This is a genomic window from Serratia sp. CC22-02, from assembly GCF_900182895.1.
GTDB lineage: Bacteria > Pseudomonadota > Gammaproteobacteria > Enterobacterales > Enterobacteriaceae > Serratia > Serratia nevei.
This window is the reverse complement of record NZ_FXUD01000005.1, coordinates 177,452-199,998: the sequence shown is the minus strand read 5'-3', so window position 1 is coordinate 199,998 and position 22,547 is coordinate 177,452. Positions and strand designations below refer to the sequence as shown.

At 60.9% G+C, this 22,547-nt stretch carries 18 protein-coding genes and 1 other RNA gene; 12 read left to right on the top strand and 7 right to left on the bottom strand.

The features are described 5' to 3' along the window. Positions 1-2 precede the first annotated feature (2 nt). From QOL81_RS17925 to QOL81_RS17910, 4 genes are all read left to right on the top strand, one after another. Positions 3-404, top strand: a complete 402-nt coding sequence (locus QOL81_RS17925) for a phage holin family protein (RefSeq protein ID WP_015379160.1) — start codon at positions 3-5, stop codon at positions 402-404. Beyond that, entirely contained in the window at positions 401-688 is a 288-nt protein-coding gene (locus QOL81_RS17920; RefSeq protein ID WP_004937121.1) for a YqjK-like family protein, read from the top strand. The genes QOL81_RS17925 and QOL81_RS17920 overlap by 4 nt, the downstream gene beginning before the upstream one ends. Before the next feature lie 294 nt (positions 689-982). After that, positions 983-1,378, top strand: a complete 396-nt coding sequence (locus QOL81_RS17915) for a DoxX family protein (protein WP_004937119.1) — start codon at positions 983-985, stop codon at positions 1,376-1,378. A gap of 70 nt (positions 1,379-1,448) precedes the next feature. Beyond that, positions 1,449-2,435 (top strand): glutathione S-transferase family protein, encoded by a 987-nt coding sequence (locus tag QOL81_RS17910; RefSeq protein WP_060424696.1) that lies wholly within the window; start codon positions 1,449-1,451, stop codon positions 2,433-2,435. Between the two features lie 50 nt (positions 2,436-2,485). On the opposite strand, the gene QOL81_RS17905 is transcribed toward QOL81_RS17910, so the two are convergent. After that, positions 2,486-3,382, bottom strand: a complete 897-nt coding sequence (locus QOL81_RS17905; RefSeq protein WP_004937113.1) for a LysR family transcriptional regulator — start codon at positions 3,380-3,382, stop codon at positions 2,486-2,488. Between the two features lie 107 nt (positions 3,383-3,489). On the opposite strand from QOL81_RS17905, the gene QOL81_RS17900 reads away from it, so the two are divergent. Beyond that, positions 3,490-4,191 (top strand): pirin family protein, encoded by a 702-nt coding sequence (locus QOL81_RS17900; protein WP_060424694.1) that lies wholly within the window; start codon positions 3,490-3,492, stop codon positions 4,189-4,191. A 57-nt stretch (positions 4,192-4,248) separates the two neighbouring features. Here the strand turns inward: QOL81_RS17900 and rnpB are convergent. Together rnpB and rsmI are read right to left on the bottom strand one after the other, a co-directional pair. Continuing rightward, positions 4,249-4,626: RNase P RNA component class A (gene rnpB / locus QOL81_RS17895), an RNA gene on the bottom strand. A gap of 41 nt (positions 4,627-4,667) precedes the next feature. Further along, positions 4,668-5,531, bottom strand: coding sequence for a 16S rRNA (cytidine(1402)-2'-O)-methyltransferase (rsmI, locus tag QOL81_RS17890; RefSeq protein ID WP_201966236.1), 864 nt, complete (start codon positions 5,529-5,531; stop codon positions 4,668-4,670). 62 nt (positions 5,532-5,593) lie between these two features. On the opposite strand from rsmI, the gene QOL81_RS17885 reads away from it, so the two are divergent. The 5 genes from QOL81_RS17885 (at position 5,594) to QOL81_RS17865 (ending at position 10,889) form a co-directional block, all read left to right on the top strand. Then, on the top strand, positions 5,594-7,633 hold the full coding sequence (locus QOL81_RS17885; protein ID WP_197757809.1) for a penicillin-binding protein activator: 2,040 nt from the start codon (positions 5,594-5,596) through the stop codon (positions 7,631-7,633). Beyond that, the gene (locus QOL81_RS17880; RefSeq protein WP_283439969.1) at positions 7,630-7,983 is read left to right on the top strand and encodes a YraN family protein; all 354 of its coding nucleotides are present in this window, start codon (positions 7,630-7,632) and stop codon (positions 7,981-7,983) included. Before QOL81_RS17885 ends, QOL81_RS17880 begins: the two co-directional genes overlap by 4 nt. Before the next feature lie 51 nt (positions 7,984-8,034). After that, positions 8,035-8,625 (top strand): DnaA initiator-associating protein DiaA, encoded by a 591-nt coding sequence (gene diaA, locus QOL81_RS17875; protein WP_004937103.1) that lies wholly within the window; start codon positions 8,035-8,037, stop codon positions 8,623-8,625. 9 nt (positions 8,626-8,634) lie between these two features. Beyond that, complete coding sequence (dolP, locus tag QOL81_RS17870) at positions 8,635-9,210, top strand: division/outer membrane stress-associated lipid-binding lipoprotein (protein WP_004937101.1); 576 nt, start codon at positions 8,635-8,637, stop codon at positions 9,208-9,210. A 116-nt stretch (positions 9,211-9,326) separates the two neighbouring features. Continuing rightward, positions 9,327-10,889 (top strand): S10 family peptidase, encoded by a 1,563-nt coding sequence (locus QOL81_RS17865; protein ID WP_283439968.1) that lies wholly within the window; start codon positions 9,327-9,329, stop codon positions 10,887-10,889. A 57-nt stretch (positions 10,890-10,946) separates the two neighbouring features. Here the strand turns inward: QOL81_RS17865 and mtgA are convergent, their stop codons facing one another. The 4 genes from mtgA to mnmL all read right to left on the bottom strand — a co-directional run bounded on the left by mtgA (position 10,947) and on the right by mnmL (position 15,936). After that, positions 10,947-11,678: a monofunctional biosynthetic peptidoglycan transglycosylase gene (gene mtgA / locus QOL81_RS17860; protein WP_197658524.1), complete on the bottom strand. Its 732-nt coding sequence runs from the start codon at positions 11,676-11,678 to the stop codon at positions 10,947-10,949. Further along, positions 11,675-12,328, bottom strand: coding sequence for an isoprenoid biosynthesis glyoxalase ElbB (elbB, locus tag QOL81_RS17855; protein WP_169318783.1), 654 nt, complete (start codon positions 12,326-12,328; stop codon positions 11,675-11,677). The genes mtgA and elbB overlap by 4 nt, the downstream gene beginning before the upstream one ends. Positions 12,329-12,565: 237 nt before the next feature. Further along, on the bottom strand, positions 12,566-14,905 hold the full coding sequence (gene arcB / locus QOL81_RS17850) for an aerobic respiration two-component sensor histidine kinase ArcB (protein ID WP_070915405.1): 2,340 nt from the start codon (positions 14,903-14,905) through the stop codon (positions 12,566-12,568). A 92-nt stretch (positions 14,906-14,997) separates the two neighbouring features. Beyond that, positions 14,998-15,936, bottom strand: coding sequence for a tRNA modification radical SAM protein MnmL/YtqA (gene mnmL / locus QOL81_RS17845; protein ID WP_060424679.1), 939 nt, complete (start codon positions 15,934-15,936; stop codon positions 14,998-15,000). 692 nt (positions 15,937-16,628) lie between these two features. Between mnmL and gltB the strand changes: the two genes are divergently transcribed. Next, entirely contained in the window at positions 16,629-21,089 is a 4,461-nt protein-coding gene (gene gltB, locus QOL81_RS17840; RefSeq protein ID WP_033649002.1) for a glutamate synthase large subunit, read from the top strand. Positions 21,090-21,103: 14 nt separating this feature from the next. Next, positions 21,104-22,522: a glutamate synthase small subunit gene (locus QOL81_RS17835; RefSeq protein WP_048234903.1), complete on the top strand. Its 1,419-nt coding sequence runs from the start codon at positions 21,104-21,106 to the stop codon at positions 22,520-22,522. Positions 22,523-22,547: the final 25 nt, after the last annotated feature.

Here is a 22,547-nt window from a genome sequence, read left to right as displayed (position 1 = left end):
TCATGGCTGAACAACCGCAAGTGCGCGCGCAGGGCCCCGCTAAAGGGGTCCTGGATATCGGTCAGCGCATCATCACGATCCTGGTCGGCATGGTGGAAACCCGTGTCAGGCTGGCGGTGGTCGAGCTGGAAGAGGAGAAAGCCAACCTCATTCAGTTGCTGATCATGGCCGGTATGACGCTGCTGTTCACCGCCTTCGGTTTGATGAGCCTGCTGATCCTGATCTTCTGGGCCATCGATCCGGTCTACCGGCTGGTGGCGCTGGGCGCCACGACCGGGGTGCTGCTGTTCCTGGCCGTGGTCGGCACCATCTGGACGCTGGTCAAGGCCCGTCGCACCACGCTGCTCGGCGCCACGCGCAAGCAGCTGGAACTCGACCGCGCCGAACTGGAGCGCGAGCCATGAGCCGCCGCCGCTACCTGGAATGGAAAAAAGAAAGGCTGATTCGCCAGATCCAGCAGCAACGCCTGGATCTGGCCGAACACAAGTCTCTGTGGTTGGAGAAGACCGAACGCATTGACCGCGGCTGGCAGACGGTGTTTGGCCTGCGCCGCTATCTGGTGCTCGGTTCCAGCGTCATGGCGCTGTACGGCATTCGCCACCCCAGCAAGATGATCCGCTGGTCGCGCCGCGCTTTCGGTGCCTGGAGCGCTATCCGCCTGTTTAAAAAGACCTTCTCCGCCAAGTAAGCCTCACGCCTTTCCTTCAAACATCCTGTTGCTCCGCCCTCGTTTTCCCCCTAAAACAGCGCTGCTTATCCCGAGGGCCGGGCAACCTGCTGACCAGCGTCAGTTTATTAGCACGCTAAAGATTCAGATTTTTTGAAAAATTACGACAGTTTTACTTGCTAACAACCTGAGCACTTCCCGCTTAACATTCACTCCATCAATACGATATGGGCCGGACAGGGTGAGAGACCCGATATACCGCCCGTTGATATGACTACCGCCGAACAGGCGCACAAAAACACTTTGGAGTAGATGATGAAAAAATTAGAAGATACAGGTTTGCTGGTTGCTCGTATTCTGATGCCAATCCTGTTTATCGTGGCAGGCTACGGCAAAATGGGTGACGCTTATGCCGGTACCCAACAGTACATGCAATCGATGGGCGTGCCTGGCTTCTTGCTGCCGCTGACCATCCTGCTGGAATTTGGCGGCGGTCTGGCGATCCTGTTCGGTTTCCTGACCCGCACCGTAGCGCTGTTCACTGCCGGCTTCACCATTCTGACCGCGCTGCTGTTCCACACTGACTTTGCGGAAGGCGTAAACCAGCTGATGTTCATGAAAAACCTGACCATCGCCGGCGGCTTCATCGTGTTGGCGGTTGCAGGCCCGGGCGGCTTCAGCATCGACCGTCTTCTGAACAAGAAATGGTAATCTAAACTGTCATTCAGGGCCCGGCATGCCGGGCCCTGTCGCTTTTCACTCGGACACCAAGGAGATTCCCATGGGACAACTCGTCGATGGCGTTTGGCAAGACATCTGGTATGACACGAAATCTACCGGCGGCCGTTTCAAACGTTCAACCGCTCAGTTTCGCAATTGGGTGACCGCCGACGGTCAGCCGGGCGAACACGGCGCAGGCGGCTTCCAGGCCGAAGCGGGCCGTTATCACCTGTATGTTTCTCTCGCCTGCCCCTGGGCGCACCGCACGCTGCTGATGCGCAAACTGAAAGGGCTGGAGCAGATCATTCCGGTCTCGGTAGTGCACCCGCTGATGCTGAAAAACGGCTGGACCTTCGGCCAGGATTTTCCTGAAACCACCGGCGATCCGTTGTATCACGCCGACTTCCTGTATCAGATCTACCTGCAGGCCGATCCGCACTACAGCGGGCGCGTGACCGTGCCGGTACTGTGGGATAAACAGCGGCAAACCATCGTCAGCAACGAATCCGCCGACATCATCCGCATGTTCAACAGCGCGTTTGACGGCGTGGGGGCCCGCGCGGGCGATTACTACCCGGCCGAGCTGCGCGGCAAAATCGATGAGCTGAACGGTTGGATTTACGATCAGGTGAACAACGGCGTGTACAAGGCCGGTTTCGCCACCAGCCAGGAAGCGTATGACGAAGCGGTCAACGGGGTCTTCAACGCGCTGGAGCGCCTGGAGCAGATCCTGGGGCAGCACCGCTACCTGACCGGCGATCGGCTGACCGAAGCCGACCTGCGTCTGTGGACCACGCTGGTGCGCTTCGATCCGGTGTACGTCACCCACTTCAAGTGCGATAAACACCGCATCAGCGACTACCTGAACCTGTACGGTTTCCTGCGCGACATCTACCAGATGCCGGGCATTGCCGACACGGTCAGCCTGCCGCACATTCGCAACCACTACTACCGCAGCCACGCCACCATCAACCCGCACGGCATCATTTCCATCGGGCCGGCGCAGGATCTGGACGAGCCGCACGGCCGCGATCGGCTCTTCGGCTAAGACAAAAAAATCCCCTTGCCGCCCGGCAAGGGGATGTCATCCCACCGACGTTAACGCTGCGCGAACAGGCGCGGAATTTCGCGCAGGAACCAGGCTTTCGCCTCCCCCATGCTGTCGCGTCGCCAGGCCATGATGATATCGGCTTCGCGGCTGTATTCCGGCCCCACCACGCGCAGCCGCCCGGCCTCGATGTCTTTCTCCACCATCGGATACGGCATGGTCGCCACCCCCAGCCCGGCCAGCAGCGCCAGACGCTTGTCTTCGATGGTGCTCACCGTCAGACGCTGCTGCTTATCCAGCAGCTGCACGGTCAACACCGGGCGCTCGCGGGCGGTATCCGCCACCGCGATGCCGCGGTACTTCACGCGGGTCACCTCGGACAACGGCTCCGGCTCCTGGTGGATAGGATGATCCGGCGCGGCGACGTAAACGCTCATTACCTTGTACAGTTTGCGGGTGTTGATCTCCGACGACGCGCGAAAATGCATGTCCGGCGCGATCACGATGTCGGCGCGCCCCTGCTCCAGCCGTTCCCAGGCGCCCGCCAGCACCTCGGTGAAAATCGACACCTGGGTGTTGGCCTTCAGCGCCAGCTTGTCCACCAGCGGAAACAGCAGGCTCGGCGGCGACAGCGCTTCGCTGACGATGGTCAGGTGGGTTTCCCAACCGCGCGCCAGCGCCTCGGCGTCGGTGGTCAGCTTGTCGGCCGCTTCCAGCAGCACCCGCCCGCGCTCCAGCAACATGCGCCCTACGTTGGTGAACTTGGTGCGGTGGCCCGAACGGTCGAACAGCACCACGTCCAATTCTTCTTCCAATTTTTGCATGGTGTAGCTGAGCGCCGACGGCACCCGGCCCAATTCGTCGGCGGCCGCGGCGAAGCTGCCGCGGCGGTCGATCGCGTCCATCACTCTCAGCGCCTCAAGCGTGAGCGCCCGATCTCTGGCCATCACATCCCTCTGTCAGGAAATTTGAATATGCCGACCAGATTAACTGGCTAACAATCCGACGTCCAGATGCTTACCATTTGGATAATGAATTTAGAGAGCCGATTGCCATGATTACATGCAGAACAGCACAACAATGCGGGCAAGCTGACTTTGGTTGGCTGCAGGCTCGCTACACCTTTTCCTTTGGTCACTACTTCGATCCCAAACTGATGGGCTATGCGTCGCTGCGGGTGCTGAATCAGGAGGTGCTGGCGCCGGGCGCGTCGTTCCAGCCGCGCACCTATCCCAGCGTGGATATCCTGAACCTGATCCTGCAGGGCGAGGCGGAATACCGCGACAGCGACGGCAACGCCGCGCGCGCCAAAGCCGGCGAAGCGCTGCTGCTGGCCACCCAGCCAGGCCTGAGCTACAGCGAACAGAACGTCAGCAGCGATACGCCGCTGACCCGCCTGCAGCTGTGGCTGGACGCCTGCCCGGAACGCAACAACGAGCGGGTGCAGCGCCTGACGCTGCCGGCGGCGGGCAACCTGCTGCTGGCCTCGCCGGACGGTGCGCAGGGCAGCCTGCAGTTGCGCCAGCAGGTTTGGATCCACCATCTCGATCTGCAGCCGGGCGAAGAACAAACGCTGACGATTAACGGGCCGCGCGCCTATTTGCAGTCGATTCACGGCACCATCGCCGCCACCGGCGAACGCCACGAAGCGCAGCGCCTGACCTGCGGCGACGGCGCCTTCGTGCGCGAGGAGAACCGCCTGACGATTCGCGCCGAGACCCCGCTGCGCGCGCTGCTGATTGACCTGCCGGTGTAAGCCGGCCGGAAAACGAAAAACCCCGCGCAACTGGCGTTGCGCGGGGTTTTCTTTTGTCGAGGGAGTTGACCGGTAAGCCGGGTTCTGTCGTGGACAGTCATTCCTCTAGGCCAGCAATCGCTCACTGGCTCAAGCAGCCTACCCGGGTTCAGTACGGGCCGTACCATGTGAACCCCTATTTGGCCTTGCTCCGGGTGGAGTTTACCGTGCCACGAACTGTTGCCAGCCGCGCGGTGCGCTCTTACCGCACCCTTTCACCCTTACCTGATCCCGCTTGCGCGGGCCATCGGCGGTTTGCTCTCTGTTGCACTAGTCGTAGGCTTGCGCCTCCCAGGCGTTACCTGGCACCCTGCCCTATGGAGCCCGGACTTTCCTCCCCTCCATCTGTCTCCCCGAAGAGGACGGCAATGAAGCGGCGACTGTCTGGTCAACTCCGGCGCGGATAGTAGCGTCGCGGCGGCGGCAGGTCAACCGCTTTACGGCTGTTGTTGCTCCAGCGCGTGCTTATACAGCGCATTTTTCTTCACGCCGTGGATTTCCGCCGCCAGCGCCGCCGCCTTTTTCAGCGGCAGCTCTTTTTGCAGCAGCGCCAGCGTGCGCAGCGCCTCGAGCGGCAGCGCATCGTCCTGCGCCTTGTGGCCTTCGACGATCAGCACCATTTCGCCGCGGCGGCGCACTTCATCTTCCTGTACCCACGTCAGCAGCTCGCCCACCGGCGCGCCGTGGATAGATTCCCAGGTTTTGGTCAGCTCGCGCGCCAACACCACATAGCGCTGCGGGCCCCAGACGGTGACCATGTCCTGCAGGCTTTCCAGCAGGCGGTGAGTGGATTCGTAGAAAATCAGCGTGCGCGGTTCCTCCGCCAGCGCCATCAGCGTATCCTTGCGCCCCTTGGTTTTCGCCGGCAGGAAGCCTTCGTAGCAGAAGCGGTCAGAAGCGACGCCCGCGGCGCACAGCGCGGTGGTAGCGGCGCAGGCGCCCGGCAGCGGCACCACGCGAATGCCGGCCTCGCGGCAGCGGCGCACCAGGTGATAACCGGGATCGTTGATCAGCGGCGTGCCGGCGTCGGAAACCAGCGCGATGCTCTGGCCTTCCTGCAGTTTCGCCAGCAGCTGATCGGCTTTTTGCTGTTCGTTGTGGTCATGCAGCGCGAACAGACGCGCGTTGATCGCGAAGTGTTGCAGCAGCAATCCGGTATGGCGCGTGTCTTCCGCCGCGATCAGATCAACGCTTTTCAGTACCTCTAACGCCCGGTGAGTGATATCGCCCAAATTGCCGATGGGGGTGGGCACCACATACAGCGTTGATGCAGAAATGACTGATTGTTGGTGTTGATTCATTGTTTCATCCGGGTTGCCGATTTAATATTGAGCATCTTGAAAAAAACATCACTGGATACAGTATGCTTTCCTCAACATTCGTTCGTACCAAAGCAGGGCGTTCCAAGCCTGTCCGACTTACCGCAGTCATCGCGGCCGCCCTTTTCCTGGCAGGCTGTCCAAGTCGGGCCCCGCAAACGCCGCCCGCCAATATACAGGACGAAGCGAGCGCCAGCTCCGATTACTACCTGCAGCAGTTGCAGCAAAGCAGCGATGATAACAAGGCTGACTGGCAATTACTTGCTATTCGCGCCTTGCTGCGTGAAGGAAAACTGCCGCAGGCCGGCGACCAGTTGAATCAACTGCCGAAAAACCTCAGCGGTGCGCAGCAGACTGAACGCCAGTTGCTGACCGCCGAACTGCAGATCGCCAACAAGAGCTACGTCAGCGCCCGCAGCACGCTGGGCCATCTGGACAGCGCTTCGCTGTCGCCGAATCAGAAGGTGCGCTACTACCAGGCGCAGATTGCCGCCAATCAGGGCAAAGCGTCGCTGCCCTTGATCCGCGCCTATATCGCTCAGGAGCCGTTGCTGACCGGCAAACCGCACCAGGACAACCTGGATCAGACCTGGCAGGCGCTGCTGCAGCTGACGCCGCAGGAGATGAACAGCCTGGTGATCAACGCCGACGAGAACGTGCTGCAAGGCTGGCTGGATCTGCTGCGCGTCTATCAGGACAACAAGCAGGATCCCGATCTGCTGAAGGCCGGCATCAAAGACTGGCAGAACCGTTATCCGAAGAACCCGGCGGCCAAAACGCTACCCGCTCGCCTGAACCAGGTGCTGAACTTCACCCAGGCCTCCACCTCGAAAATCGCCCTGCTGCTGCCGTTGAACGGCCAGGCGAAAGTGTTCGCCGACGCCATCCAACAAGGCTTCGAAGCGGCGAAAAACGGCGGTTCCATGCCGGCACCGCAGCCTCAAGCCGCGCAACCGGCCAGCGCACCGGCCCCAACGGCGCCGGCCGATCAGGCCGCCACGGGTGACATCAACGCCAACGGCGCGGTCAGCCCTTCGGCGCAAGAGAGCCAGCCTGCGGTGACCGCCGCGCAACCGGCGGCGCCGTCCAGTGCGCCGATAACGCCGCTGCAGGCCGTTAACGCACAGGTCAAAGTGTACGATACCACCAGCCAGCCGCTGGCCGCCTTGCTGAGCCAGGCGCAGCAGGATGGCGCCACCCTGGTGGTCGGGCCGCTGCTGAAAGAGAACGTCGATCAGCTGTCCGCCAGCACCACCACGCTGAACGTGCTGGCGCTCAACCAGCCGGAAACGCCGAAGGACAACCTGAACATCTGTTACTTCGCCCTGTCGCCGGAAGATGAAGCGCGCGACGCCGCCCGCCACATCTGGGAACAGCAGAAGCGTCAACCGCTGCTGCTGGTGCCGCGCGGCGCCTTCGGCGATCGCGTCGCCAAGGCCTTTAACCAGGAATGGCAGAAGCAAGGCGGGCAAACCGTGCTGCGTCAGGACATCGGCTCTGCCGGCGAACTGCGCCAGATGGTCAACAGCGGCGGCATCCGCATGACCGGCACGCCGATATCGAGCGCCCCGGCGCCGCAGAGCGTGACCATCGCCGGATTGACCATTCCTGCGCCGCCGAGCGACGTGCCCGCCGCGACCGGCGGCAGCGTCGACGCGGTGTATATCGTCGCCACCCAGTCTCAGCTGACGCTGATCAAACCGATGATCGACATGGCCACCAGCTCGCGCGGCAAGCCGGCGATGTACGCCAGCTCGCGCAGCTATCAGGCCGGCGCCGGCCCGGACTTCCGTCTGGAAATGGAAGGCCTGCAGTTCAGCGACATCCCGCTGCTGGCCGGTTCAAACCCTCAGCTGTTGCAACAGGCCAGCGCGCGCTTCCGCAACGACTACTCGCTGGTGCGCCTGTATGCGATGGGGATGGATGCCTGGACATTGGCCAACCACTTTGCTGAAATGCGCCAGCTGCCGGGCTTCCAGGTTTCCGGCACCACCGGTACGCTGAGCGCGTCGCCGAACTGCGTGATCAACCGCAAACTGCCTTGGCTGCAATACCGTCAGGGTACGGTCGTTCCGGTCTCTTGAACCCACGCGCCTCAGGGGCGGGCTATGAGTTACTGGCCCGCCGTCACCTGGAACACGCCGGGCTCACCTTCTGCGCCGCCAACGTCGCGGTGCGCGGCGGTGAGCTCGACCTCATCATGCGCGACGGCGCCACCTGGGTGTTCGTCGAAGTGCGCTACCGCCGCAACAACGCCTTCGGCGGCGCGGCCGCCAGCGTCACCTTTCGCAAACAACAGCGGTTGCTGCATGCCGCCGCCGTCTGGCTGGCGGGGCGCGGAGCCAGTTTTGACACATCATCTTGCCGTTTTGATGTTTTGGCCATTACCGGTAGCCAGTTAGAATGGATACCCAACGCCTTCAATGCGGATTAATCGGGGTTTTGCGGCGCAGACCGGCCCTTTGACTTAGTGGATTAATACAACGTGCTGGATAGAATTAAAGTCTGTTTTACCGAAAGCATCCAAACCCAGATCGCGGCGGCGGAAGCATTGCCGGACGCCATTTCCCGCGCTGCGATGACGCTGGTTCAATCCTTACTCAACGGCAACAAAATCCTGTGCTGCGGCAACGGCACCTCGGCGGCCAACGCGCAGCACTTCGCCGCCAGCATGATCAACCGTTTTGAAACCGAGCGCCCCAGCCTGCCGGCCATCGCCCTCAACGCCGACAACGTGGTGCTGACGGCGATCAGCAACGATCGGCTGCACGACGAAGTGTACGCCAAGCAGGTGCGCGCGCTCGGGCACACCGGCGACGTGCTGCTGGCGATTTCCACCCGCGGCAACAGCCGTGATATTGTGAAAGCGGTCGAGGCGGCCGTCACGCGCGATATGACCATCGTCGCGCTCACCGGCTACGACGGCGGCGAGCTGGCCGGGCTGCTCGGCCAGCAGGATGTCGAGATCCGCATCCCGTCGCACCGCAGCTCGCGCATTCAGGAAATGCATATGCTGACCGTAAACTGCCTGTGCGATCTGATAGACAATACGTTATTCCCCCACCAGGACGATTAAGGAACTGAGATGAAGCTAAAAGCCACATTTGCAGTACTGTCCAGCGCCCTGCTGTTGCAAGGCTGTATCGCCGGCGTCGTCGTCGGCAGTGCGGCCGTCGCGACCAAAACCGCCACCGACCCGCGCAGCGTCGGGACCCAGGTGGATGACGGTACGCTGGAAGCCAGGGTCGAAAGCGCTCTGAGCAAAGACCAGCAGTTGAAGAAAGACGCCCGGGTGGTCGCCACCGCCTATCAGGGCAAAGTGCTGTTGACCGGCCAGTCGCCTAACGCCGATCTCACCGCGCGCGCCAAGCAGATCGCCATGGGCGTGGAAGGCACGACCGAAGTGTATAACGAAATCCGTCAGGGCACGCCGGTCAGCCTGAGCACCGCGTCCTCCGACACCTGGATCACCACCAAGGTGCGTTCGCAGCTGCTCACCAGCGATACGGTGAAATCATCCAACGTGAAGGTCACCACCGAAAACGGCGAAGTGTTCTTGCTGGGCCTGGTCACCCAACAGGAAGGGCAGTCGGCGGCGCAGATCGCCAGCCAGGTGAGCGGCGTGAAGCACGTCACCACCGCCTTTACCTATGTGAAATGAGCCTGCAGGCAAGGGGCCTTCCCCTTGCCGCTTTTCTGTACGCTTCCCGCTGTTTTACCCTGGTTTAATGAGCCGCGTTTAAAGTAATCTCTCACTTCATTACGGATAAAATTCAAATGGACAGAATTTTAATCGGTTTTCTCACTGCCGTTTCTTTATTCACCGCCGGAGTTTCCGCCGCCAATCCCACACAGGATGCGCCCCGCACCGAACATGCCCCGGCCCCGATGGCCGATCAAACCGTGGCTACTGAAGGCGCGATCACGGTCGACCAGGTAAAAATCAATTATCAGGCGCAAACCGGGGTGCTGGAATTGAGTAAAGAGGATCCGGAAGATCCCGTGACCGGCATGTTCTATGTTGCGTATTTCAAAAAGAATGAGAATAAGAACGAGAGCAGGCCGATTACCTTTATCTACAACGGCGGGCCGGGCTCCGCCTCGCTTTGGCTGCATATGGGGGCGCTGGGGCCTAAACGGGTTATCGCTACTCAGCCAGAGAAAACACAGCTGGCACCTTACCAACTCACCGATAACCAATACAGCCTGCTCAACGTCAGCGATCTGGTGTTTATCGATGCCCCCGGAACGGGTTACAGCCGCTTTTCCAGCAGTGCCGCCAGCCAGCCGGAGAGAGCGCAGCAAAAATCACAGAGTGCCAGCAACGTTTATGGCGTCAACGGCGATGCTCAGGCTTTCTCTCAATTTATCGTTCAGTTTTTAACGCATTACCAACGCTGGAACTCACCTAAATATTTATTGGGTGAAAGCTACGGCACTACCCGCTCGGTGGTATTGGCCGAGACGCTAAAAAATCAGAATATCGATCTTAACGGTATTATCCTGATGTCGCAGTTTCTGAACTACGACAATAACGTCGACGATCCCAATCAAAACCCCGGCGTCGATCAACCTTACTATCTGGCACTCCCCACCTACGCAGCCAGCGCATGGTACCACCAGCGGCTGCCGGGCAAGCACCCGAGCCTGAAAACCCTGTTAGACCAGGCCGAGCAGTTTGCGCTGGGGGCTTATGCCCAAGCCTTGCTGCAAGGTGCCAATCTGCCTGAAAAAGATCGCCAAACGCTCGCCGAGCAGCTTTACCAATTTACCGGCATTCCGGCCGATTATTGGCTCAAGGCCAATTTGCGCCTGAGTGGACCGGTCTTCGCCAAGCAACTGTTGCGCAGTCAGGACGAGACCATTGGCAGAATCGATACCCGCTATCGTGGGCCGTCGCTGGATAATATCGCTGAAACGTCCAACTACGATCCCAACGTCAGTGCCATTACTTCCGCCTACGTCGCGCAATTCCACAATTATCTTGGCAAAACGCTGCATTTTAGCGCCGACCAAAACTATCGCGCATTTTCCGATGAGGTCTATGACTGGAACATGTCCAGCAACAGCCGGGACAGATCATTTAACGTGTTGCCGAACCTGTCGCGGGTGATGAAAATGACCCCGACAATGAGAGTGATGGTGATTGGTGGGGTTTACGATCTGGCCACCCCTTACTTCGTCGCCAAATATGAGATGAGCCATCTGCCCGTGTCGCCCAAATTACGCGACAATATCCGTTTCTATTGGTATGACACCGGGCATATGCCGTACTTGGATGAACCATCGCTTAAAAAGATGCACGCGGATTTAACTGCATTTATCAGCGATAAGCCCTGATGCGGCATTAGCCACCGAAGAGAGAGATACCTTGCGCGAAAGCAGGGTATCTCTTGGTTAATCCAGCTTGTTCTCTTTCAGGAAACCTTCCCCGCCCAGCTGCCGCATCTGGCGCATGATCCACTGCTGTCGCTGTATCACATAGCCGGAAGGCGCATCGGCCCTGAAGCGATGCGGATTCGGCAATACCGCCGCCAACAGCGCCGCTTCCGCCGCGCTTAGCCGTTTGGCCGGCTTATGGAAAAAGCGTTGTGAAGCCTCTTCAACGCCAAACACCCCGTCGCCGAACTCGACGATGTTCAGATACACCGTCAGAATGCGCCGCTTGGTCCACACCAGCTCGATGCCCGACGTCAATCCGGCCTCCAGCCCTTTGCGTAGCCAGCTGCGGCCATCCCACAGAAACAGGTTCTTGGCGGTTTGCTGCGACAGCGTGGACGCGCCGCGGATGCGCGTCGGGCGCTTCTCGTTGTGACTAAGCGCCTTTTCAATGGCCGCCACGTCGAAGCCCCAATGGTCTGGAAACTTCTGATCCTCCGCCGCCATCACCGCCAGCGCCATCTGCGGCGAGATGTCGTCCATCGACACCCAATCCGAATGGGCGACGTAGCCAAAGTCGCCGCTCAGCCAGGCGCTGACTTGCCGCTCCACCATCACGGCGGAAAACGGCACCGGCAGGAAGGCAAAGGCCACAATGCCCAACACCCACAGGCCGAGAATCGCGATGACCCCGCGCTTCAGCCAATACCACGGGCGCAGTCGCCGCCATCCGCCGAGCGATTTTCTCATTCAGCCATTTCCAGTACCCGCACCACCAGCTTATCGATACCGAGGGCCGCCTGCGCGATCGACGGCGCCAGCATATAGGCCGGCGTGGTCACGACTTTGTGTTCGCTGTCCACCACGATATCGTCCACCGGACAAATCACCGGCTCGCCGCCCATGGCGTCAATCACTTCTCCCAGGTCCGGATCGTTGCCAATGGTCAGCCGCGCTTGTTGATCCAGCAGTTTCGGCAACAGCGCCGGCGCGATGCACATCAGGCCAATTGGTTTGCCGGCCTTATGCATCTCGCGCGTCAGACGCGCCAAATCCTCATCGACCCAACATTCCGCGCCGGCTTCGGCGAAATTGCTGAGGTTCTTGGCGGCGCCGAAGCCGCCGGGCACGATCAGCGCATCCAACTGCGCGGCCTCCGCCAGCGCCAGCGGCTGCACCGCGCCGCGGGCAATGCGCGCCGACTCGATCAGAACATTGCGCGACTCCGCCATCTCCTCACCTGATAAGTGATTAATAACATGGCATTGTGGTTTATCGGGCGCAAAGCACACCGCCTGCGCGCCGGCACGGTCCAACGCCAGCAGCGTCAGCACCGCTTCATGGATCTCCGTACCGTCATAAACACCGCTGCCGCTGAGGACGACACCCACCTTTTTCATCACTCTTACTCCTGTCGCTGCTGTCAACTGGTTCGTGCTCGGAGTTGACAAACACTAATCTACATCACACATTTTAATGAATCTTCTAACAAGAGCGCTTACATTTGCTATGTTGTTGGCTGTATGATGTTTAGGAATTCGCTACAACCTGCTCGACCAGAACACTGAAACCAATACGCAGGTTCACAATTTCCCTGGTGTTGGCGCAATATTCGCGCACCCCGGCTTAGGTCGGGGTCATTTTTTTTCAGCGTTCTCAACCCAAGCCCGCAGTACCTGCACGTCGTTGCGCCACTCTTGTTTCAACTCATCCACCCAATCCTGCACGTTATCCCACCAGGCCGGCAGCGTCGGCGTTTGAATCTGTTGCGCCAGCTGCTGCAGGTGACGCAGACCGACCGAACCGGCGGCGCCTTTGATCTTGTGCCCTTCTTCGGTGATGCCTTTCTGATCGCGCGCCGTCATGTTGGAGTCCAGCACCGCCAGGTAGCCCGGCATCATCTGTTCGAACATCTCCAGGCTTTGGTGGATCAGCTGCGGGCCAACCAGGTCCATGTACTGCTCCAGCATCGCGGTATCGAGTAACGACTCATTAATCTGCATCGCCTTGTGCTCCGTTTTCTTTGAAGTGTGAGAAGGTTGATGATCCCAATAGTGTTTGATGACCTGGGTCAACGCCGGCACCGACAGCGGCTTGCTCAGCACATCGTCCATGCCCGCCTCGAGGTACTCTTTTTTGTCTTTCAGCACGTTAGCGGTCAGGGCCACCAGCGGCGGCAGCGCCTGCCCGGCGTAGCGTTCGCGCAGCACCCGGGCGATGTCCAGCCCGGTCATGTCCGGCAGCTGGATGTCCAGCAGCACCAGATCGAACTCGTCCGGATCGAACATCGCCAGCGCGTCGTGGCCGTTCATCGCCACCTCGACGCTGTTGCCCAGTTTCTCCAGCACCGAGCGCGCCACGATCACGTTCAGCTCGATATCCTCCACCAGCAGGATGTGCAGCGCCGGCAACGGCAGTTCCTCTTCCTTCGGCACCGCGCTGGCGGCTTCCTGCACCGCCGGCGCCTGGATGGTCAGAGTGAAGCAAGAACCGTGCCCCTGTTCGCTGCGCACGGTGATGTCGCCGCCCATGCTCTGCGCCAGTCGCTTGGAGACCGCCAGCCCGATGCCGGTGCCGGTGGCCGGGCGGCCGCCGCGCTGATCTTTCACCTGGTAATACATGGCGAAGATCTTGTCCTGCTCGTCCTGCGGGATGCCCATGCCCGAGTCTTCCACCTCGAACACCAGCTTCTCCTGCGCCTCACGCCGCACGCGCACCACGATTTGCCCCTGCTGGGTGAATTTCACCGCGTTGCCGATCAGGTTCCACAAAATCTGCCGCAGGCGCGTACCGTCGGTCACGATCTGCTGCGGCAGCGGCGTCTGCGGCTCCATGATGAACTGCAGCCCTTTCGGCTGCGCCAACAGGCCGGAGAGGTTCTCCAGATCCGCCAGGAAGCCGGTGAAGTCCACCGGCTGGTTGTCGAGTTGCACCTTGCGCCGCTCGAGCTTATCCATTTCGATAATGTCGTTGAAGATATTGCCGAGGGTGATGGCGCTGACGTGAATGGTCTTCAGGTATTTCAGCTGCTCGTCGTTCAGCTCGGTATCGAGCAGGATACGGCTCAGGCCAACGATGCCGTTAAGCGGCGTACGCAGCTCGTGGCTGATCGTGGAGATAAAGGTGGTCTTCTCCCTGCTGGCGTTCTCCAGCGCGTCCTGGTAGCGCTTACGCTCGGTAATATCGCGGCCGAAGCCCATCAGCCCGTGGCGTTTGCCCACCCGGTCATAAAACGGGACCTTGCGCAGCTCGAAACAGGCCTTGCGACCGTCGGGATACACCAGCCACTGTTCGTAGGTCAGCGAGACGTTGTGGCGGAACACCTTCTCGTCGGTCTCAATGACCTTTTCGGCGATCTCCTGGCCGTAGACGTCGAACGGCGTCAGGCCGATCAGCTGCTTCTCGCTCTTGCCGGTCAGCAGCTCCATCGCGCGGTTGCAGCCGGAAAATTCTTTGTCTTCGTTGCGGTAGTAGACCAGATCCGGCGAGGCATCGAGGAAGGAACGCAGCAGCGCCGATTGCTGGCCCAGCTCAATCTGCGCCAGTTCACGCTGTTCCATCTCTTCCGTCAGCTTGTCCATCACCTGCAGGCGCTCTTCTTCCGCCTTGATACGGTCAGCGATCTCCTGGTTCAGCTGGCTGATATTGTCTTTGAGCTGCTGATTGAGCTCCAGATCGCGGTGGCGCATTTCCTCCAGCTTGTCCACCAGCCGCGCCAGCCGCTGGCGCGACTCCTCCAGTTGCTCCACCACCACCGAGAGGAAGTAGACCGCCCACGGGGTGATCAACAGGCCGAAGAAGATCGAACGCACCACGTCGATGCTTTCCACTTCGCCGCGCAGCAACATGGTCACCGCCATCTGCACCACCATCGCCAGCACCACCAGCGCCGAGGCCAGCAGCAGCGAGAAGCGCACCAACCCCAGTTTCACCATTAAATCGACGTAGTACTGGGCCAACACCCGGATTTGCTTCATAGCGGCTCCCATCAGACACAATCTTTTGAATCATACCGTAAAACAGCGGTGAGATAAGGCGGCAAACGCCGAAGTGTGGCAAAGATTGCACTTCAGAGCGGCATTCCAGGGCGGTAGCGCCGCTTTTCATCCAGCGCGCTGCCCTGCCCGCCGTATTGCTGCAGATAAGCGCCCACCGCCTGCATGCCGCTCCAGCGGTTTTCGCACCACAGCGGCGCCAGCAGCGTGGGCCGACGGGCGCTGGCGGACAGGCGGTGATACACCACCTCGCCAGGCGTGTGGCGGATCATCTCCCCGGCGCTGACGGCGTAGTCCTCCAGCGCCAGTTCGGGCAAACGCCCGGCTCGCCACGCGCGGGCCAGGGTACTGCCGGTCACGACGTGCAGCGGATGCAGCTTAATGCCATCCACGCCGGACTCCACCACCCGCTGCAGCGTGAGCAGATGATCGCGCTGGGTTTCTCCCGGCAGCCCGACGATCAGATGGCAGCACACCTTCAGCCCGCGCTGCCGGGCCCGTTGCGCGGTCTGCTGATAGCAGCGGAAATCATGGCCGCGGTTGATGCGTTTGAGCGTTTTATCGTGCGCCGTCTGCAGCCCCAGCTCCAGCCACACTTCATAACCCTCCTCGCGATACCCCGTCAGCAGATCCAATGCGGCGGGCGGCACGCAGTCCGGCCGGGTGCCGACGCACAGGCCGACCATCTCACTCTGCGCCAACGCCTGCCGATACATCGACGCCAACAATTCGACCTCCGCATAGGTGCTGGTATAGGCCTGGAAATAGGCCAGATAGCGCCGCGCCCGGTTGACCCGCGCGGCCTGCTGCGCCAGCTGTTCGGCGATACTTTGCCGCTGCATCGCCTCATCGGCAAACGAAGCGACGTTGCAAAACGTACAGCCGCCGCGCCCCAACGTGCCGTCGCGGTTAGGGCAGCTGAATCCGCCGTGCAGCGTGAGTTTATGGATCTTTTCGCCATAGCGGCGCTGGAGATCTGCGCCAAACATATTGACTAATTGCGGCAACTGCATAATCTTGGTGATTCTCTGTGTTCAAAGCCGCGATGCTAATAAGAAACGGCTTTTCCCGCGATGACAGAGATCAACGCTTTCCCCGCAAGGCGCCACCAGGCATAACTATTCATCATAAATGCAAATCAATTCACTATAATTCTGATGAATTATTCTAATCGTCGCGCAACCGTTAACGGCAATATGACAATGCGGTGAAAAACAGTGACAAACATCAACAAAGAAATATCTTATAGAATAAAATTCTGCCATTAACCCCCGCACTAGCATGGTGCAGAGATTAAGGGGTTGCACTATAGTGAGACAGCTCACACTTCTGTGGGGATCGGCGTTGCCCCACGATAGTGCAAAAACACATTAAAATACTTATTTTTCAAATAAATAAACATCATCAATTCGATAAGAATCTATCTTAAGCCCACATTTGACCTGCGAATTCTTTCTCGCTAAGTTGGAAGTCCGCTGGAAGCTTTCTGGACGGGCAAACGTCTCGTCATATTTATGCAGTAATTGAAGACTCCCTCTTAAAACAAGTCCTATACCACTTGTGAGACCGTCACGAGAGGCCATTGATGGAGGGCGGAAAAGCAGATTAGCGGGGTTAACTTGCTGATTGGACTTCTGCCTGAAATTGGGAAGCCCCCTCGCAGTAGGTTGTGAGAGTCACGCAGAGCCTGGGGAGGTTCACTGATATGTTGTACGATAAATCCCAAGAGAGGGACAACTGTGGTTTCGGCCTGATCGCCCACATAGAAGGCGAACCTAGCCACAAGGTGGTTCGCACCGCCATTCACGCGCTGGCCCGCATGCAACACCGCGGCGCAATCCTGGCCGACGGCAAGACCGGCGACGGCTGCGGCCTGTTGCTGCAAAAACCCGATCGCTTCTTCCGCATGGTGGCGGAAGAGCGCGGCTGGCGTTTGGCCAAGAACTACGCCGTCGGCATGATGTTCCTCAGCCAGAATGAAGAGGAAGCGCGCCTCAGCCGCCGCATCGTGGAAGAAGAGCTGCAAAACGAAACGCTGTCGATCGTCGGCTGGCGTGAAGTACCGACCAACCCGGACGTGCTGGGTGAAATCGCCCTCTCCTCCCTGCCGCGCATCGAGCAAATCTTCGTTAACGCCCCGGCCGGCTGGCGCCCGCGCGATATGGAGCGCCGCCTGTTCGTGGCGCGCCGCCGCATCGAGAAACGCGTGCAGGACAACAGCTTCTACGTCTGCAGCTTCTCCAACCTGGTGACGATCTATAAAGGCCTTTGCATGCCTGCGGATCTGCCGCGCTTCTATCTCGATCTGGCGGACCTGCGCCTGGAGTCGGCCATTTGCCTGTTCCACCAGCGCTTCTCCACCAACACCGTGCCGCGCTGGCCGCTGGCGCAGCCGTTCCGCTACCTGGCGCACAACGGCGAAATCAACACCATCACCGGCAACCGCCAGTGGGCGCGTGCCCGTACCTACAAATTCCAAACGCCGCTGATCCCGGATCTGCAGGCCGCCGCGCCGTTCGTCAACGAAACCGGCTCCGACTCCAGCTCGCTGGACAACATGCTGGAGCTGCTGCTGGCGGGCGGGATGGATCTCATTCGCGCCATGCGTTTGCTAGTGCCGCCGGCCTGGCAGAACAACCCGGACATGGACGGCGATCTGCGCGCCTTCTTCGACTTCAACTCGATGCACATGGAGCCGTGGGACGGCCCGGCCGGCATCGTGATGTCCGACGGCCGCTACGCCGCCTGTAACCTCGATCGCAACGGCCTGCGCCCGGCGCGCTATGTGATCACCAAAGACAAGCTGATCACCTGCGCCTCCGAAGTCGGCATCTGGGATTACCAGCCGGACGAAGTGGTGGAAAAAGGCCGCGTCGGCCCCGGCGAGCTGATGGTGATCGACACCCGCAGCGGCCGCATCCTGCACTCGGCGGAAACCGACAACGATCTGAAAAGCCGCCATCCGTATAAAGAGTGGATGGAGAAAAACGTCAAACGTCTGGTGCCGTTCGAAGATCTGCCGGACGATCAGGTCGGCAGCCGCGAGCTCGACGACGCGCAGCTCGAAACCTACCAGAAACAGTTCGGCTACAGCAGCGAAGAGCTGGATCAGGTGATCCGCGTGCTGGGCGAGATTGGCCAGGAAGCCACCGGCTCGATGGGCGACGATACCCCGTTCGCCGTGCTCTCCAGCCGGCCGCGCATCGTTTACGACTATTTCCGCCAGCAGTTCGCGCAGGTCACCAACCCGCCGATCGATCCGCTGCGCGAAGCGCACGTCATGTCGCTGGCCACCAGCATCGGCCGTGAAATGAACGTGTTCTGCGAAGCCGAAGGCCAGGCGCACCGCCTGAGCTTCAAATCGCCGATCCTGCTGTACTCCGATTTCAAACAGCTCACCACGCTGGAAGGCGAATACTATCGCGCCGAGACCCTCGATCTGACCTTCGATCCGCAGCAGCAGGATCTGGAGCAGACCATTCGCGCCCTGTGCGACGAAGCGGAACGCAAGGTGCGCGAAGGTGCGGTGCTGTTGGTGCTGTCCGACCGCGCCATCGCGCCCGGCCGCCTGCCGGTACCGGCTCCGATGGCGGTGGGCGCCGTGCAAACCCGCCTGGTGGAGAAAAGCCTGCGCTGCGACGCCAACCTGATCGTTGAAACCGCCAGCGCCCGCGATCCGCACCACTTCGCCGTGCTGCTCGGCTTCGGCGCGACCGCCATCTACCCGTACCTGGCCTATGAAACCCTGGCCAAGCTGGTGGACAGCCAGGCGATCGACAAGAAATACCGCGACGTGATGCTGAACTACCGCAACGGCATCAACAAAGGCCTGTACAAGATCATGTCCAAAATGGGCATCTCGACCATCGCCTCTTACCGCTGCTCCAAGCTGTTCGAAGCGGTCGGCCTGCACCGCGATCTGGCGGATCTGTGCTTCCAGGGCGTGGTCAGCCGCATCGGCGGCGCCAGCTTCAGCGATTTCCAGCAGGATCTGCAGAACCTTTCCAAGCGCGCCTGGCTGAAACGCAAGCCGCTGGAGCAAGGCGGCCTGCTGAAGTTCGTGCACGGCGGCGAATACCACGCCTACAACCCGGACGTGGTGAACTCGCTGCAAAAAGCGGTGCACAGCGGGGAATACAGTGACTATCAGGCCTACGCCAAGCTGGTGAACGAGCGGCCGGTCGCCATGCTGCGCGATCTGCTGGCCATCACGCCGAAAGGCGAACCGATCCCGGTCGATCAGGTTGAACCGGCGGAGTCGCTGTTCAAACGCTTCGACACCGCGGCGATGTCGATCGGCGCACTGAGCCCGGAAGCGCACGAGTCGCTGGCGATCGCCATGAACGGCCTCGGCGGCTTCTCCAACTCCGGCGAAGGCGGCGAAGATCCGGCGCGCTACCGCACCAACAAGGTGTCGCGCATCAAACAGGTGGCCTCCGGCCGCTTCGGCGTGACGCCGGCCTACCTGGTGAACGCCGACGTGATCCAGATTAAGGTGGCGCAGGGCGCCAAGCCGGGTGAAGGCGGCCAGCTGCCGGGCGACAAAGTCACCCCGTACATCGCCAGACTGCGTTACTCGGTGCCGGGCGTGACCCTAATCTCCCCGCCGCCGCACCACGACATCTACTCGATCGAAGATCTGGCGCAGCTGATCTTCGACCTGAAGCAGGTCAACCCGAAGGCGGTGATTTCGGTGAAACTGGTGTCCGAACCGGGCGTCGGCACCATCGCCACCGGCGTGGCGAAAGCCTATGCCGATCTCATCACCATCGCCGGTTACGACGGCGGCACCGGCGCCAGCCCGCTGTCCTCGGTGAAATACGCCGGCTGTCCGTGGGAGCTGGGCCTGGTGGAAACCCAGCAGGCACTGGTGGCCAACGGCCTGCGCCACAAGATCCGCCTGCAGGTGGACGGCGGCCTGAAAACCGGCGTGGACATCGTCAAGGCGGCGATCCTGGGCGCGGAAAGCTTCGGCTTCGGCACCGGACCGATGGTGGCGCTGGGCTGTAAATACCTGCGCATCTGCCACCTCAACAACTGCGCGACCGGCGTCGCGACTCAGGACGACAAGCTGCGCCGCGATCACTACCACGGCCTGCCGGAACGCGTGACGAATTACTTCCAGTTTATCGCGCGTGAAACCCGCGAGATCATGGCGCAGCTGGGCGTGAGCCAACTGGTGGATCTGATCGGCCGCACCGAGTTCCTGACCGAGCTGGACGGCATCTCTGCCAAGCAGAACAAGCTGGATCTTTCGCCGCTGCTGAAAACCGCCACGCCGCATCCGGGTAAAGCGGTGTACTGCACCGAAAGCAGCAACCCGGCGTTCGACAAGGGCCTGCTGAACAAAGAACTGCTGGCGCAGGCGCAACCGCATATCGAAGCGAAGCAGGGTAAAACCTTCTACTTCGACATTCGCAACACCGACCGCTCCGTGGGCGCCATGCTGTCCGGCGCTATCGCCGACGTGCACGGCGATCAGGGCATGGCGGCCGATCCGATCAAGGCGCACTTCTCCGGCACCGCCGGGCAGAGCTTCGGCGTCTGGAACGCCGGCGGGGTCGAGCTGACCCTGACCGGCGACGCCAACGACTATGTCGGCAAAGGCATGGCCGGCGGCAGCATCGCGGTGCGTCCGCCGATCGGCTCCGCCTTCCGCAGCCATGAAGCCAGCATCGTCGGCAACACCTGCCTGTACGGCGCTACCGGCGGCAAGCTGTTCGCCGCCGGCCGCGCGGGCGAACGCTTCGCGGTGCGCAACTCCGGCGCCATCACCGTGGTGGAAGGCATCGGCGACAACGGCTGCGAATACATGACCGGCGGCATCGTCTGCGTGCTGGGTAAAACCGGCATCAACTTCGGTGCGGGCATGACCGGCGGTTTCGCCTACGTGCTGGACGAAGACGGCGAGTTCCGCAAGCGCGTGAACCCGGAGCTGGTGGAAGTGCTGGATGTCGATCAGCTGGCGATCCATGAGGAGCACCTGCGCGGCCTGATCACCGAACACGTGCAGGCGACCGGCTCTTCCCGCGCGGAAGAGATCCTGGCCAACTGGCCGGAGTGGGCACCGAAGTTCGCCCTGGTCAAACCGAAGTCCAGCGATGTCAAAGCGCTGTTGGGTCACCGTAGCCGTTCCGCAGCCGAGCTGCGGGTGCAGGCGCAGTAAGAGGTAGGTCATTAATGAGCCAGAACGTTTACCAATTTATCGACCTGCAGCGTGTTGATCCGCCAAAGAAACCGCTGAAGATCCGCAAAATCGAGTTCGTCGAGATCTACGAACCGTTTTCGGAAACCCAGGCCAAGGCCCAGGCGGACCGCTGTTTGTCCTGCGGCAACCCGTATTGCGAGTGGAAGTGCCCGGTGCACAACTACATCCCGAACTGGCTGAAGCTGGCCAACGAAGGCCGCATCATGGAAGCGGCGGACCTGGCGCATCAGACCAACAGTCTGCCGGAAGTGTGCGGCCGCGTGTGCCCGCAGGATCGCCTGTGCGAAGGCTCCTGCACCCTGAACGACGAGTTCGGTGCGGTCACCATCGGCAATATCGAACGCTACATCAGCGATAAGGCCATCGAAATGGGCTGGAAGCCGGACATGTCGCACGTGCAGCCGACCGGCAAGCGCGTGGCGATCGTCGGTGCCGGCCCTGCCGGGCTGGCCTGCGCCGACGTATTGACCCGCAACGGCGTCAAGGCGGTGGTATATGACCGTCATCCGGAGATCGGCGGCCTGCTGACCTTCGGCATCCCGGCCTTCAAGCTGGAAAAGGAAGTGATGGTCAAACGCCGCAGCATCTTCAGTGAGATGGGCATCGAGTTCCAGCTGAACACCGAAGTGGGCAAAGACATCAGCATGGAGACCTTGCTGAGCGAGTACGATGCGGTATTCCTCGGCGTCGGCACCTATCAGTCGATGCGCGGTGGCCTGGAGAACGAGGAAGCGCAGGGCGTGTACGATGCGCTGCCGTTCCTGATCGCCAACACCAAGCAGCTGATGGGCTATGAAACCGAGCAGCACGAGCCTTACGTCAGCATGGAAGGCAAGCGCGTGGTGGTGCTGGGCGGCGGCGATACCGCCATGGACTGCGTGCGTACCTCGGTGCGCCAGGGCGCGACGCAGGTCACCTGCGCCTACCGCCGCGACGAAGCCAACATGCCGGGTTCCAAGCGCGAAGTGAAGAACGCCCGGGAAGAAGGGGTGGACTTCCAGTTCAACCTGCAGCCGCTGAGCATCGAGCTGAACAGCGCCGGCCGCGTGGCCGGGGTGAAGATGGTGCGCACTCAGCTGGGCGCACCGGATGCCAACGGCCGTCAGGCGGCGGAGCAGGTGCCGGGTTCCGAACACGTGATCGACGCCGACGCGGTGGTGATGGCATTCGGCTTCCGCCCGCACCGTATGGACTGGCTGGCGGCGCACGACGTGCAGCTCGATAAACAGGGCCGCATCCTGGCGCCGGAAGGCAGCGACAACGCGTTCCAGACCAGCAACCCGAAAATCTTCGCCGGCGGCGACGCGGTGCGCGGTTCCGACCTGGTGGTGACGGCGATCGCCGAAGGCCGCAAGGCGGCAGACGGCATCATGAACTACCTGGAAGTGTAAACCTTCCGTACCGCCAGAGGCCCGG